Origin of the sequence: Microcystis flos-aquae FACHB-1344 (assembly GCF_014698375.1) — a bacterium.
GTDB lineage: Bacteria > Cyanobacteriota > Cyanobacteriia > Cyanobacteriales > Microcystaceae > Microcystis > Microcystis aeruginosa.
In genome coordinates this window covers 1-13,470 of record NZ_JACJSW010000199.1, presented here as the reverse complement: position 1 = coordinate 13,470, position 13,470 = coordinate 1, and the positions used below count along the sequence as shown (strand labels likewise).

The 13,470-nt window shown below is 43.6% G+C and carries 14 protein-coding genes; 3 read left to right on the top strand and 11 right to left on the bottom strand.

The features are described 5' to 3' along the window. Nucleotides 1-146: 146 nt before the first annotated feature. The gene (locus H6G48_RS27270) at nt 147-449 is read left to right on the top strand and encodes a recombinase family protein (RefSeq protein WP_341275521.1); all 303 of its coding nucleotides are present in this window, start codon (nt 147-149) and stop codon (nt 447-449) included. Nucleotides 450-581: 132 nt separating this feature from the next. Here H6G48_RS27270 and H6G48_RS20380 read toward each other — a convergent pair whose 3' ends face one another. Then, nucleotides 582-1,172, bottom strand: a complete 591-nt coding sequence (locus tag H6G48_RS20380) for a Uma2 family endonuclease (RefSeq protein WP_012266637.1) — start codon at nt 1,170-1,172, stop codon at nt 582-584. A 175-nt stretch (nt 1,173-1,347) separates the two neighbouring features. Here H6G48_RS20380 and H6G48_RS20375 point away from each other — a divergent pair, with 175 nt between their 5' ends. Both H6G48_RS20375 and H6G48_RS20370 read left to right on the top strand, forming a co-directional pair. Further along, entirely contained in the window at nt 1,348-1,632 is a 285-nt protein-coding gene (locus H6G48_RS20375; protein WP_190723002.1) for a hypothetical protein, read from the top strand. Between the two features lie 70 nt (nt 1,633-1,702). Continuing rightward, nucleotides 1,703-3,259 carry an AAA-like domain-containing protein gene (locus tag H6G48_RS20370; RefSeq protein ID WP_190723001.1) on the top strand — a complete coding sequence of 519 codons (1,557 nt, stop codon included), beginning with the start codon at nt 1,703-1,705 and terminating at the stop codon, nt 3,257-3,259. A 143-nt stretch (nt 3,260-3,402) separates the two neighbouring features. Here the strand turns inward: H6G48_RS20370 and H6G48_RS20365 are convergent, their stop codons facing one another. The 10 genes from H6G48_RS20365 to H6G48_RS20320 form a co-directional block, all read right to left on the bottom strand. Continuing rightward, a complete protein-coding gene (locus H6G48_RS20365; RefSeq protein ID WP_002751121.1) occupies nt 3,403-3,699 on the bottom strand; it encodes a DUF4164 family protein in 297 nt (98 codons plus the stop codon). Nucleotides 3,700-3,784: 85 nt separating this feature from the next. Further along, nucleotides 3,785-4,084: a DUF4164 domain-containing protein gene (locus H6G48_RS20360; protein WP_190723000.1), complete on the bottom strand. Its 300-nt coding sequence runs from the start codon at nt 4,082-4,084 to the stop codon at nt 3,785-3,787. Nucleotides 4,085-4,151: 67 nt separating this feature from the next. After that, on the bottom strand, nt 4,152-5,216 hold the full coding sequence (locus tag H6G48_RS20355) for a glycosyltransferase family 4 protein (protein WP_002732067.1): 1,065 nt from the start codon (nt 5,214-5,216) through the stop codon (nt 4,152-4,154). Nucleotides 5,217-5,294: 78 nt separating this feature from the next. After that, entirely contained in the window at nt 5,295-6,578 is a 1,284-nt protein-coding gene (gene glyA / locus H6G48_RS20350) for a serine hydroxymethyltransferase (protein WP_147069279.1), read from the bottom strand. Between the two features lie 637 nt (nt 6,579-7,215). Continuing rightward, complete coding sequence (ppc, locus tag H6G48_RS20345; RefSeq protein ID WP_190722999.1) at nt 7,216-10,272, bottom strand: phosphoenolpyruvate carboxylase; 3,057 nt, start codon at nt 10,270-10,272, stop codon at nt 7,216-7,218. A 358-nt stretch (nt 10,273-10,630) separates the two neighbouring features. Continuing rightward, a complete protein-coding gene (locus H6G48_RS20340) occupies nt 10,631-10,819 on the bottom strand; it encodes a hypothetical protein (protein ID WP_002761679.1) in 189 nt (62 codons plus the stop codon). Continuing rightward, nucleotides 10,816-11,103, bottom strand: a complete 288-nt coding sequence (gene minE / locus H6G48_RS20335) for a cell division topological specificity factor MinE (protein WP_004160373.1) — start codon at nt 11,101-11,103, stop codon at nt 10,816-10,818. Before minE ends, H6G48_RS20340 begins: the two co-directional genes overlap by 4 nt. Nucleotides 11,104-11,132: 29 nt before the next feature. Next, nucleotides 11,133-11,933 carry a septum site-determining protein MinD gene (gene minD / locus H6G48_RS20330; RefSeq protein ID WP_147069275.1) on the bottom strand — a complete coding sequence of 267 codons (801 nt, stop codon included), beginning with the start codon at nt 11,931-11,933 and terminating at the stop codon, nt 11,133-11,135. 173 nt (nt 11,934-12,106) lie between these two features. After that, nucleotides 12,107-12,934, bottom strand: a complete 828-nt coding sequence (gene minC / locus H6G48_RS20325) for a septum site-determining protein MinC (protein ID WP_190722998.1) — start codon at nt 12,932-12,934, stop codon at nt 12,107-12,109. A gap of 12 nt (nt 12,935-12,946) precedes the next feature. Further along, entirely contained in the window at nt 12,947-13,318 is a 372-nt protein-coding gene (locus H6G48_RS20320; protein WP_190722997.1) for a hypothetical protein, read from the bottom strand. Nucleotides 13,319-13,470: the final 152 nt, after the last annotated feature.

Genomic DNA, 13,470 nt, shown 5'->3' with positions numbered 1-13,470 from the left:
TCACCGTTCACCTTGTTGCTACCAGTGGCCCTAATAGTAGTTTTTCTATCGATGGGCTAGGATCAAAGGTTGTCCCTGTCTTTGAGCGGAGGGTATTTTAAAGTTTCAAGAGAAATATAATCAGATATAGTCAAGCATGGCAATATGTGGACAGGAAACTATCAGACTATGCAAAAAAAGCAGCAATAAGTTATCGAACGGCTTGGAGGTGGTGGAAACAAGGGAATTTAACAGGCTATCAATTGCCTTCTGGTACAATTATCATAACGGATGACAACCATTCAAAACCCGACTTGATAGCTGGCATTTATGCAAGAGTTTCCAGCGCCGAAAATAAAGACAATCTAGATAGACAAGCTGACCGATTAAAAGATTATGCTGTTGCTAGAGGCCACAAAATCTACAAAGTTGTCGAAGAAGTAGGCAGTGGGATAATCGCCAACCATTAGCCAAAATTCTAGTTGACCCCAATTATCGAAAAAATCGGGTCTAAAACCTCGTCTTTTAAGGCGAAAATTTTTGTAGCGGGGCATAAATCCCCGTTACAAAAACGGCCTGCTGCCCTCTGCCTCCTGCCTCCGTTAAGTTGGTTCAATAATTTTTATCCCTGCTCTAAATTCCCGCAGTGCTTGAGCATGATTTTCTGTATTAATACAACGCATCAATAAACCTACATCTAAACTCGGTAAAAGTTGCGATTTACTAACAGCTTCATATCCCTCATTTCCTAAACTATAAAACAATAACTCATCATTCGTCCAAAACCAAACTTCAGGAATTTGTAACCGTTTGTATGCTTCCAGTTTATTAATTCCTCCACTACTAACAACCACCTCAATCACTAAATCAGGATGTTTTCTATTTGCTCCCAATTCATAAGATTCATCACCTTCTTTTTTAACCTTTTCAAATTCATTTTCTAGGGTGACAGAACCAGTAGGAGTAAAATCTAATTCCAAAAATTCTAAATAAATTTCTACTAAAGAAGCAATACGTTTTTTGATAGTTTCCTGTTTTTTCCCTGGCATTTTTCTAATCTCCAAAACTCCATCTAAAAAAGATAACCTTAACCCTGGGCGCTCAATTAGCTGTTCAACAGCTTTAAATTCTCTCCAGGTTAAGTCACTAATTAAAATTGGTTCTGCTTCTCGTTCGATGAGTGTAGTTATCATAATTTCAACCCAAATTTAGAGAGGGAATTTTGCTCAATATGATATCATCTAAAAATAGATTATCATAAAAACAGGACTTACGCAAAAAAGACCGAAAGTAGGGGTAATTCATGAATTACCCCTACGCAAGAATAAGGCGTTCAGCCACGTCTTGCTTAAGTCCTAAAAAAACATCATGCAAGCATACAAACTCAAAGGAAAAATTGATCAATCTGGTAAGTTGCTGATTACCGAACCCCTGAATTTACCCCCCAGAAACGTGGAAATTGTAGTTTGGGCAGCCACAGACACCCTTGATCATACCACAACCCCAACCACTGAACCAGCACCAGAAACACCAAAAAGACCAACTAAAATCAAGGTTTTGCAAAACTGGTTTGAGAAAACCCAACCTGCACCTCCTGATTTTGATCCAGATCAAGCTAAATGGGAATATTTAAAGGAGAAACATAACCTGTGAAAATCTTGCTTGATACCAACATAATTATAGATAGTGTAAACTTAAATTGTTCACTCATTACCAAAATTCTATGACTCGCTGGTTTAATATTGCCGGTCCCTGTAAAGACGATATCCACTATATGCTCTCTCCCACAGTACGATTACCAGATTTAGAGGAGCTAATTCAACAACGTAGTTATTTTGTCCTTCACGCACCACGACAAACAGGGAAAACCACCGCAATGTTAGCTCTAGCACAACAACTTACTAATACAGGAAATTATGCAGCAGTCATGGTGTCAGTGGAAGTAGGAAGTGCATTTAATCATGATCCCAGTGCAGCAGAATTAGCGATTTTAAGAGCTTGGTATAATACAATAAATATCCGCTTACCCAAAGAATTACAACCACCTGTTAAACAATGGCAACAGGAAGAACCAGGAAATAGAATTAATGATTTTTTAACAGGTTGGGCAAAATCTTTAAACCGACCTTTAGTATTATTTATAGATGAAATTGATTCTTTACAAGACCAAACATTAATATCAGTTTTACGACAGTTAAGAGATGGTTTTCCTAATCGTCCAGAAAATTTCCCGACCTCAGTAGGATTAATTGGTTTGCGAGATGTGCGAGATTATAAAGTAGCATCTGGTGGTAGTGATAGATTAAATACATCCAGTCCTTTTAATATCAAAGTTGCTTCTCTGACTATGCGAAATTTTAATCTTGCAGAAGTGGTTGAATTATATCAACAACATACAGCAGCAACTGGACAAATTTTCACACCAGAAGCTATAGAAACAGCGTTTGATTTAACTCAAGGACAACCTTGGTTAGTCAATGCTTTAGCTAAAGAAATTGTAGAAAAAATGGTAAAAGATAGAAATATCGGTATTACCAAAGAACACATTTTAACAGCCAAAGAAATATTAATTAATCGTCAGGATACTCATTTAGATAGTTTGGCGGAAAAACTCAGAGAAAAACGAGTGAAAAACATTATTGAACCGATTTTAGCAGGGCAAACCTTACCCGATACCCTAGCAGATGATCGCCAATATTTAATAGATTTAGGACTATTACGACGTGATCCAAGGGGAGGATTAGTTATTTCTAATCCCATTTATCGTGAAGTAATTCCCCGCGTTTTATTCCAAGAAACTCAAGACAGTTTACCTTTAATTAGTCCTAGTTGGTTGACGGCAAAAGGTGAATTAAATATTGATGCTTTATTAACAGCATTTCTCAAGTTTTGGCGACAACAGGTCGAACCATTATTAGGTAGTACGGTATATCATGAAATCGCTCCGCATATAGTATTAATGGCTTTTTTACATCGCGTGGTTAATGGTGGGGGAGTTTTAGAAAGGGAATATGCAATTGGTAGCGATAGAATGGATTTATGTCTGAGTTATAAAGATGTAATTTTAGGGATTGAATTAAAAGTATGGCGGGATAAAAAACGCGATCCTCAAGCTGATGGAATTGAACAATTAGAATCTTATTTAGGACGTTTGGGTTTAGATTTTGGTTGGTTATTTATCTTTGATAGGCGAAAAAATGCCTTACCAATGGAGGAAAGATTATCCACTGAAGTTGTGGTGACAGAAAATCAATATAGAATTACTGTGATTCGGGCATGAGTGTTATATTTTTTGTTTCACGCAGAGGCGCTACAGTCGCAGAGAGGAGAACGGAAAGAGGGATTTTTGCAGATCATTTTTCTCTGTATCCTTGAAAATTGTAGAGTAAACAAATCTGGACGAATTACCATTAGGGATAACTTTTAGGGATTAGGGAAAAAGACGATTTTTCCCAGAATGCCTAGTATTCCTGTCACCAAAATTCCGACAATGCCAAGAAACCCATTAGTAGTAATATTCACCCGTGCATTCAGGTCGTCAATACGCTTTTCTATTTCCATAACTTTAGAATCTAGGGCTTTAATATCCCCTCTTATTTCTGATTGTCCTATCTCTAGCTTAGTGAGACGCTCATTAACATCTCTTTGTAAAGAGTCGATTTTTCCCTCAATCCTTGTCAGGACCGTTTCAAGGGAATAAGTTACGGTTTCGTTAGACATTTGCTAAACTCCTACTTTTGATAACTTTAATTAGGGCTTGCTGAAAAAATAAGATAGGAAAAATTTATGATGCTAAGGGCAACTTCTAGGGGTTGCCAATAAACCCAAAAAGTTTAGCTGCTCCTCCTAAAATAGCAACAACAAGGGCGATCAAAATGCCTCGATTAGTAAACTCTTGATAGGCAACTCTAGCGGTCAATCCGTCAATTTTTGTGCTTAGTCGCTCATCTAAAGCTTTAATTTCTCCTTTAAGTTCTGCCTGTCCGATTTCTAATTTTGTCAGACGTTGATCGATTCTATCAGCTTTGTGGTTGACTTCCTTGATGCTGTCTTTGATTTCCTTGAGGACCATTTCAAGGGAATAAGTTACGGTTTCGTTAGACATTTGCTAAACTCCCAGAGTTATCCTGCCGCTATCTTAATTATTAATCTTTTTTCTAGTTTAAGATGGCTTACGGTTCACTGCCACGATTGCGCCAGACTTGCCAACCGACGTAACCGAGGAGGAGAGTTGCACCAAAGGCAAAACCCCAACCACTGGGAACATTGGAGAAACCGAGGGCTAAACTGCCCACCCAGAGAGTTAGGGCGTAGATAAATAATACTGTCAGACGGTGAGAGATACCTGCTTTCAGTAAACGATGATGTAAATGACGTTTATCAGCCACAAAAGGGGATTTTCCGCGTTTGAGACGGGAAATAATCACCGTGGACATATCGAGGAGAGGAACTGCGAGGATGAGATAGGGCAAGAGGACGGCGGTAACGGCAACAGTAGTCACAGCAGTGGTTTTAGCCAATCCAATCACCGCCACACCCGCGAGGGTAAAACCCATAAAATAGGCCCCACCATCCCCCATAAAAATTTGGGCGGGGTTAAAATTGTAACGCAGAAAACCCAAGGCCCCACCCGCTAAAGCGGCGGCGATAATAGCGGCGGCGGGTTGTCCCATCACCAAAGTTACAATCAAAATAACCACGGCAGATATACCCGAAACCCCCGCCGCTAATCCATCTAAACCGTCAATCCAGTTAATCGCGTTAGCCATCCCCACTAACCAGAGGAGAGTAATCGGTAAACTTAGCCAATGAATTTGTAATAAATCGCCGAAGGGAATAGACAGGAAATCGATCCTTACCCCGGCTTGCCAAGCTAGAAAAGCGACGCTAAACTGCATTACCAGACGATTGAGCGGCGAAAGATTAAAAAGATCATCCGCTAGACCGATGAGAAAAAAGCCCAAACCGCCTAGGGTTACGCCCCACACTTCCCATTCTCGATCGCTGTTTAAACCGGCAAACCCTCCCAACCACCAAACGATCAGGAGGGCAGTTAAAGCGCCGACAAAAATCGAAACTCCCCCCAGTCGAACCATAGGCTTTTCATGGACCTTCCTTTCGTTGGGTTTATCGACGTAACCGCTTTTCAGTCCGACGGTTCTGACGAGGGGGGTACTCCAAAGTACCACTGTATGGGCGATCAGAAAAGCAATTAGATAGTATAAATCTCCAGACATGGGAATTGGGGGGCGATTTAATTCACAATTGACGACCAAAGAACAATCGCCAATTATGAGTTTTTATTATCTCTCGTTTTAGGCCAAGGCGGGGACGGAAATATGGAGATGGGGATAGAGGGGGAAGCTTTCACAGAGTTTCGCTACCCGTTGACGGCAAGCAGTTCTCAGGGCTTCATCACCTGGATTAAGGAGAATATCGGCGATAATGTTGCCAATCTCGATAAATTCCGTTTCTCCTAGTCCTCTGGTGGTCATAGCCGGGGAACCCAAGCGCAGACCACTGGTGACAAAGGGAGACTCGGGATCGAAGGGAACAGTGTTTTTATTAGCGGTAATATTGATCGTACTCACCAAGCGATCTGCCTCTTTCCCGGTCATGCCCACGGATCTTAAATCGAGTAACATCAAGTGATTATCCGTACCATCGGTGACAATTTTAATCCCTCTAGCTTTCAACTGACCTGCCAAAGCTTGGGCATTAGCGATTACTTGGCCCGAATAGATTTTAAACTCCGGTTTCAGGGCCTCCCCAAAAGCCACCGCTTTCGCCGCGACCACGTGTTCTAGGGGCCCGCCTTGGGTACCGGGGAAGACGGATTTATCGAATTTTTTGCCTAATTCCTCGTCTTTGGTCATAATTAAACCACCCCTAGGACCGCGCAGGGTTTTGTGAGTGGTGGTAGTTACCACATCACAGTGGGGTAGGGGGTTAGGATGATGACCAGTGGCCACTAAACCAGCAATATGGGCGATATCTGCCATCAGGTAGGCCCCCACTTCGTCAGCGATGGCGCGGAATTTCTCGAAATCAATCCGGCGCGAGTAGGCAGAATAACCGCAGATAATTAGTTTGGGTTTTTCCTTACGGGCGATGTCAAGGATGAGATCGTAGTCCAGGCGTTCGCTTTCGGGACTTACTCCATACTGTACTACTCGGAACCATTTTCCGGAAACGTTAACGGGGGAACCGTGGGTAAGATGACCCCCGTGGGAGAGATCCATGCCCATAATCGTATCGCCGGGCTGCAAGAGGGTCAGGAAAACGGCGAAATTAGCTTGGGCACCAGAGTGGGGTTGTACGTTAGCGTGGTTTGCCCCAAATAGTCGTTTAACCCGATCGATCGCTAATTGTTCTGCTTCATCAATGTATTCGCAACCGCCATAGTAGCGTTTTTTTGGCAGTCCTTCCGCGTATTTGTTGGTTAAAACCGAACCCTGGGCGGCCATGACGGCAGCCGAGGTAAAGTTTTCACTAGCGATTAATTCTAGGTGATCTCTTTGACGTTGCAGTTCTTTTTGCAGAATCCCTGCGATCGCTGGATCCGTCAGGGATAGTATATCTAAGTTCGTATCAGTCACGGTTACTCGATCCTTTTTTTAACAATTTACCTGTAATCATTGGGTCACTTTCTCCATTTTGGCACAATCTCTAATCTTCCGACACACCGGTGAGCTTAATTGCTTCTCTTCGGGGTCGCTCATCAATTGTCAACTGTTAGCGGTAAAATCTTCATTTTTAGTCAATAAGTGATAGTAATATTAACGTCAGTTCGGGTTAAGCAGATTGGGTGCATCTCACATTTGCAGAAATACCGATAATCAGCAATTATCAGTGACTTTTAAACAATTACAAATGGATCAGCAGCTGCCTGTAAGCATCCCACCGAAAAGCTAATACGCTACGGGGTTTGGGGGGTTCTACCCCCCAAAAGCTTGGATTGAGTGATAAAATCGGAAGTAATGCCCAATTTTAGCGGTGATTTTCCCTTTAAAAATAACAACTTATACTAAATCTGGTTATTAAAGACTGATTATTTATTCCCCTTTTTGCATGAGTGCATGAGTAGAAAACGGGTTTCTCCGAGAAACCCGTTTTCTGTGCGTTACTCAACGGATTTAGTATTAGTAGAAGTTCTACAAAAAGTTGACAACTCCCAAAAATAGGGTGGATTACCTTCAAGATAACCACCCGAAAACTACCATTAATTATCTGTAATCAACCGGTATTTCTCATCCCTGCGGCAATACCATTAATCGTCATTAAAGCACCCCTTAATAACTCCTCTTTAGAATAGCGGAAATGAATCACACCAGATTGGGCTTGACTATTGTATTGACGTAAACGCTTGAGGAGAGACACCTGTAGGAAACCGAGGGGAACGATCGAACCGTTGCGTAACTGCACCGAGCGCTGTAAATTCGGATCATTATCCAATAAATGTTTCTCGCCGGTGATCTGGAGAACAATCTCGCTAGTGCGATTATATTCCTCTTTGATCCTTTCAAACAGACGTTGAAAACGTTCTCGATCTTCCTGTTTAGAAAGTTCACTGACGTAGTGATAGGCCATCTGTAGGTCCACCTTCGATAGAGTCATGTCTGCCTTAGAAATCACCATCTGGAAGAAAGGCCACTTGTGATAAAAATGGCGTAACAATTCCAAATTTCGGTTAGGAGAATCATCGAGAAACATCTGTAAAGCTGTCCCTAAACCATACCAAGCAGGTAAAAGAAAACGGGTTTGAGTCCAACTAAATACCCAGGGAATTGCCCGCAGGGTACTTAAATCCTGTTGACCACTTTTCCGGCGCGCCGGTCGGGAACTAATCTGTAAAAGACTAATTTCAGGAATGGGAGTTACGGACAGAAAGAAGTCTAAAAAGTCCGGTTCTTCATAAATCAAACTGCGATAGGTTTGCCGTGAACGGGTGGCCAAGTCCTCCATGATGCGATTCCAGGGTTCGAGATCATCAAAACCACTGCCCAGTAAACTTGCCTGTATGACTGCCGTTACGGCCGTTTCGAGGTTATACAAGGCCAATTCTGGTAAAGAGTATTTCGAGGCTAAAACCTCGCCCTGTTCGGTGATTTTAATGCGACCGTTAATCGTTCCCCGGGGTTGGGCGAGGATAGCGGCGTAGGCCGGTCCACCACCGCGACCGACGGAACCGCCCCGGCCATGAAAAAGACGTAGATCCACGCCGTATTGTTTAGCGGTTTTTTGTAAAGCCTTCTGGGCCTTATGAATTTCCCAATTACTGCTTAAAAAGCCAGAATCCTTATTACTATCGGAGTAACCCACCATAATCTCCTGTAAATTACCCGGTTCGAGGATGGCCGGTTCCGGGGTCACGTCCTCCCCGTTTAAAGCCCCTAAATGGTCGTAACCGCCGGCTAGGGCTGCCCGGTAGAGGGGCAATTCAAACAAAGTCTGCATGATGCCGGGGGCGTGTTTGAGGTCATCGACGGTTTCAAAGAGGGGAACGATGCGGAGGGAACTGCGGCTAGTGGCGGGGTCGTATAAACCAGCTTCTTGGGCTAATAACAGCACTTCTAGCACATCGCTGGCCTCGTTGGTCATGCTGATAATGTAGGTTTGGCAGATTTCCAAGCCAAATTCCCCTTGCAGACTTCTTAAAACTCGCAGGGTTTCAATGGTTTCGCAGGTTCTTTCCGAAAAGGGCATTTCCCGGGGAATTAAGGGGCGACGGGTTTTTAATTCCCCCACTAACCAGGCGATTTTTTCTGATTCGCTTAATTGGCCGTAGGGTTTGGGTAAAACTCCGAGATATTCGGCGATTTCTTCGATACATTCGGCGTGACGGGTGGATTCCTGCCGAAAATCTAACTGAGTCAGGACAAAGCCAAAAATCTCCACTTGGGCGATCAGTCGATCGAGTTCTTGACAAGAAAGACCGGTTTGCAAGAGACTGCGCTTTAATAGCTGTAATTCGGCTAAAAACTCGGAACCAGAGCGATAGATGTTGGTTTCGTTGAGTTTAGTTAATAATTGTCGTTCTTCCGGGTCATTAAGGCGATCATTGCGATCACGGGTATTTTCCAGACGTTTTTGAATAAAGGCCAATTTGAGGCGATAGGGTTCCTGACGGTAGCGGATTGCTAACTGGCTATAGATTTCGGGCATTTGCTGTTTATCTCTGTCCAGGGAGTCCAGTAACTCCGGCAAGACGTGACACCAGTGCAGGGAGGCACTTAAAATACTGGTCAGGTCGCGAATAGCATCGAGATATTTTTTAATAACGAGATTGCGCTGATAACAGCAGGTTTTCCAGGTGACTTCGGGGGTAACGGAGGGATTGCCATCCCGATCTCCCCCGACCCAAGAACCGAAGCGACAGAAGTTATTTTTCGGCGCTCGTAAACGGGGAAAGGAGGATTCTAGACTTTGCTGCAGACGCAGGGTTAACTGGGGTAGGGAATCGAAGAGAACTTCATCGAAGTAGTGCAGGGCATAATCCACCTCATCGACGACGGTGGGTTTAAATTGGTGTAGTTCATCTGTTCGCCACCAAAAACGAATTTCTTCTTTTAACTGTTTGGTGACTGTTTGTGCTTCTCTGGAGTTAGTTAACCCCATACTGCGAAAGATTTCTTCTGCTTGGTCGAGTTTTTCGAGAATGCCCGAGATGCGGCGCTGTTTAATGCGAATGGTATGACGGACAATTTCCGTGGGGTGGGCCGTAAAAACCAGACGAATATCTAATTGATCGAGAAGACGCTGGATTTCCTGGGGGGGGACGTTCACCTGTTTGAGATAGGGAAATAACCAGTGAAATAGTCCCGATTTTGGGGTGGAGTGATCGGACTCGTTCAGGGTTTTTTCCAGCCAATCAGCCCCGACAATGGTGGCTAAAAGGCTTTTTTGCGTTGGGTCAGCCTTGGGACTTTCGTTTTCTTCCCCGATCACCGTCCGTCGCAGTAGTTGCTGATCCCTTTGTTCGTAGTGTTGTTCGATTATATTTATTAACTGGAAATAGAGGGCAAAAGCGCGGGTAACTTTGATCGCTTCCCCTAGTTCCAAGTCTTCGATCATTTTGGCGATCATTGCTTCCGGACTATCATCGGTCACTTGTCCTTCCTCAGAACAGAGATGGCGCAGTAATTCCAGTAAATCGACTAATTCTTGACCACATTCGGAGACTAAGACTTCTTTCCATAAATCTTCGATTAATTTCAGTCTTTGCTGCAGAAACAGGTTGGAAGTGGTGAAAATATCCTGTTCGGTTTCGGTCGAGGGGACAAGGACGCTCATAATTTCAGTAAAAAGTGAAAAGGAGTTAGGAGTTAGGAGTTAGGAGTCAGGAGTCAGGAGTCAGGAGTGGGGTGTTGGGGTCGTGGGGCAGTGGGGCTGAAATTTCCCTATCTCCCTAAATCCCTATCTCCCTAAATCCCTATCCCCTGTTCCCCGATATATCGGGATGTACTTTGTTGAAATGAAAAACGCTGTAATTCAATTGCTGATCTATCGGGATTAGTTCTTAGGGTTGGTCAGAAATGAGATTATATCCCAAAGAATCACATTTTTTCCTATTTTTAACAAAAATTTCACTATTTTTGCCTCTTTTCAGGGGGCAAAAGGACTTTTTTTCGGTAACTTTTTCTAGAAAAGATTATTGGTCACTGTTGACCGGTAACTGATCGGGAATATTGAGAAGGGGCAAGCGATCGCCCCGAAAGATTTCCTCGCTGTCTTTCCCGACTTCTATCAACCAATTATTAATAGAACGTAGTCCCAAGTAGGATAAAAGAAAGGGACTGACCGCTAGACTAAGCCAAAGCTCGATCGGTTGAGTTTTCATGGCAATTTCTCGGTTAAAGGACGGCGTTTGATCCGACGAATCGGAAAATTAGCAATCAGGGCTGTAGTTCGTTGGTCACTTTCTAGAAGTAACTCGGTTTCCTCGGTGTCGATATCAAGATAACGACTGACCACTTCTAAGATTTCTTGACGCATCATATTGAGAAGTTCGGGACTAAGATCGGCGCGATCATGGGCCAGAATAAGTTTTAAGCGTTTTTTAGCTTGGTCGCCACTTTTACCCGAACCGCGCCATGCGAGGAGTTTATCGATCAGGTCATTCATAGTAGGTTAAGGGGTTGAGATGAGAGAGTTTAAGGCCCAAATAAGCGACGACGCAGACGGGTAAGAAAACCTTCCTGACCGGCCATTAAATCTAGAAACGGCACATCGCGACCCTGTAAACGTTGGGCAATATTTCTAAAGGCCATGGAGGGGAGAGAGGTCTTCTCCTCTAATACTAATGGTTCCCCTTTATTAGTGGAAATAATAATTCTTTGATCGTCGGGAATAATCCCCAAAAGGGGAATTACCAATAAGTCAAGAATATCCTCGACGCTGATCATCTGGTTAAGTTGGATCATTTCTGGCCGCAGCCGGTTGACAATCAGACGGATACTCTTGATGTCTTCGCTTTCTAGTAATCCCACCACCCGATCGGCATCTCTCACCGCCGACATTTCTGGGGTAGTAACTATGATCGCCTCTTGAGCAGCGGCGATCGCATTGCGAAAACCCATTTCAATTCCTGCTGGGCAATCAATCAATACATAGTCATAACTTTTTGACAATTGGGCGACTAAATCCTTCATTTGAGCGGCAGTAATTGCCTCTTTGGTGCGGTTTTGTGCCGCCGGTAATAAGACCAGATTTTCCTGTCTTTTATCCTTAACTAAAGCTTTATCAAGGCTACAATCTCCCGCCACCACATCGAGGGCAGTATAAACGATACGCTGTTCTAATCCTAACAATAAATCGAGATTTCTCAGTCCGAAATCGGCATCGACAAGGGCGACTCGACAGCCTAATTGAGATAAAGCTGAACCTAAGTTCGCCGTGACTGTCGTTTTACCGACTCCTCCCTTTCCCGATGTCACCACAATTACACGAGCCATAATTTATATCAGTTATCAGTTATCAGTTATCAGTTATCAGTTATCAGCTATCAGTTATCAGTTATCAGCTATCAGTTATTGGTTTGATAGAGTTTTTCATCTCAACGCAGTTAATCCCTATTTTTACTGGTCACTGAATCACCGTTTACCGATCACTGTTTACCGGTCACTGATCACTTTTTTTCGACCCATCCCACTTTATCTTTAAAGGTGTAGGTTCTGGAAAAATTATAAGCCCCAATGATGCGGATTCCTCCTTCGCTGATACAGGCAATTTCTGGTTCCATGCGATCGCTATCTAAAGCCGGAGCGCGTGCCACTAATTCAGCGATCCTCAGTTGAGTTAAGTCGATTCGCAGGGCCATAATTACCGCTGCTCGATCGCCGCGGAATCCAGCATGGGCCACACCGCGTAAACTCCCCCAAACTAATATATCGCCATCAGCGACGATCGAGCCGCCGGGGTTGACATCGCCCATGACTATAACTGTACCCGGGTGACGGATTTCTACACCCGATCGCAGGGTGGTTTTTAAGTACAAAGGTTCGGCGAGGAGGGATGGCAGCGGTTGCTCGTCCCCGAAAACCGTCGGATTCGAGCGCATTTGTTCGACATTGTAACCCATGGTTGCCGCTGCTACTGCGGTTTGTCTTCTTTGGGTTTGGATGGTATGCAGGGGTAATTCGGCACTGTCTAAAATTGTGGCGATCGCTTGTAGTTGGCGCGTATCCATCAGGCGATCGTTGGCCCTTAGGTGTACTGGTGTTCTAGCGGGGCAGTTTTGGCCGCTATTACGGAGATAATATTTTAATCCTGTCAAGATATCTGTCCAATCCTGACTTGTCTCCCCGGCGCCGGTTTTGGGCAAAATTAGCACCAATTTCTCACCCTCACTTTTTAGGTGGATTTGGGCGTATCTCGACATTACCGAGGCTGATGGCTCAATTTTTTCGGTTTCTGAGTCGATTTCTTGATTTATTTCGGTTTTAGTTTCATCCATAAAGATAATTTTTTACTTAAACAAGACAAAGCGTAAAATAGCGATCAGCAAACCGACGGAAGCGGTAATCAGTGAACCCCCTAAAATGGTTATCAATGCCCAAATTTGATTTTTTTGACTGCCCTCCACTATTTTGAGGCGATTATCCATCCCTTCGACTCTTTCGGTTAATTTTGCCTGTCCTATCTCTAGGGATTTAACATCTTGCTTGATTTCCTTAATATCAGCTTTAATTTCGCCAATATCAGCCTTAATTTCGACGATACTATTCTCGATCGCCGTGAAACGAGTCTCGATCGCCGTGAAACGAGTCTCGATCGCTTTTTGTCCGTTGATAATTAAGTCTTCTAGCCTTTGCAGGTCCGTATCGGCAACAGTTTTCATAAAAATTAACCGGCTATCAGTATAGATGTTTCTTTAATTTTGACATCCTCACCGCCGTAAACGGACGGTGATTCCCAAACCTCACGATTTAGGTTTCTGCTTCTTTCCCGAAGGATTTTTCGCACCTGCCTTAACAGATTTACTCTGTTCTG

What these genes read in the sequence shown, in the direction of transcription:
- H6G48_RS20380 (WP_012266637.1), bottom strand. Translation starts at nt 1,172, where the DNA reads ATGATAACTACACTCATCGAACGAGAAGCAGAACCAATTTTAATTAGT.
- H6G48_RS20375 (WP_190723002.1), top strand. Translation starts at nt 1,348, where the DNA reads ATGCAAGCATACAAACTCAAAGGAAAAATTGATCAATCTGGTAAGTTG.
- H6G48_RS20370 (WP_190723001.1), top strand. Translation starts at nt 1,703, where the DNA reads ATGACTCGCTGGTTTAATATTGCCGGTCCCTGTAAAGACGATATCCAC.
- H6G48_RS20365 (WP_002751121.1), bottom strand. Translation starts at nt 3,699, where the DNA reads ATGTCTAACGAAACCGTAACTTATTCCCTTGAAACGGTCCTGACAAGG.
- H6G48_RS20360 (WP_190723000.1), bottom strand. Translation starts at nt 4,084, where the DNA reads ATGTCTAACGAAACCGTAACTTATTCCCTTGAAATGGTCCTCAAGGAA.
- H6G48_RS20355 (WP_002732067.1), bottom strand. Translation starts at nt 5,216, where the DNA reads ATGTCTGGAGATTTATACTATCTAATTGCTTTTCTGATCGCCCATACA.
- ppc (WP_190722999.1), bottom strand. Translation starts at nt 10,272, where the DNA reads ATGAGCGTCCTTGTCCCCTCGACCGAAACCGAACAGGATATTTTCACC.
- H6G48_RS20340 (WP_002761679.1), bottom strand. Translation starts at nt 10,819, where the DNA reads ATGAAAACTCAACCGATCGAGCTTTGGCTTAGTCTAGCGGTCAGTCCC.
- minE (WP_004160373.1), bottom strand. Translation starts at nt 11,103, where the DNA reads ATGAATGACCTGATCGATAAACTCCTCGCATGGCGCGGTTCGGGTAAA.
- minD (WP_147069275.1), bottom strand. Translation starts at nt 11,933, where the DNA reads ATGGCTCGTGTAATTGTGGTGACATCGGGAAAGGGAGGAGTCGGTAAA.
- minC (WP_190722998.1), bottom strand. Translation starts at nt 12,934, where the DNA reads ATGGATGAAACTAAAACCGAAATAAATCAAGAAATCGACTCAGAAACC.
- H6G48_RS20320 (WP_190722997.1), bottom strand. Translation starts at nt 13,318, where the DNA reads ATGAAAACTGTTGCCGATACGGACCTGCAAAGGCTAGAAGACTTAATT.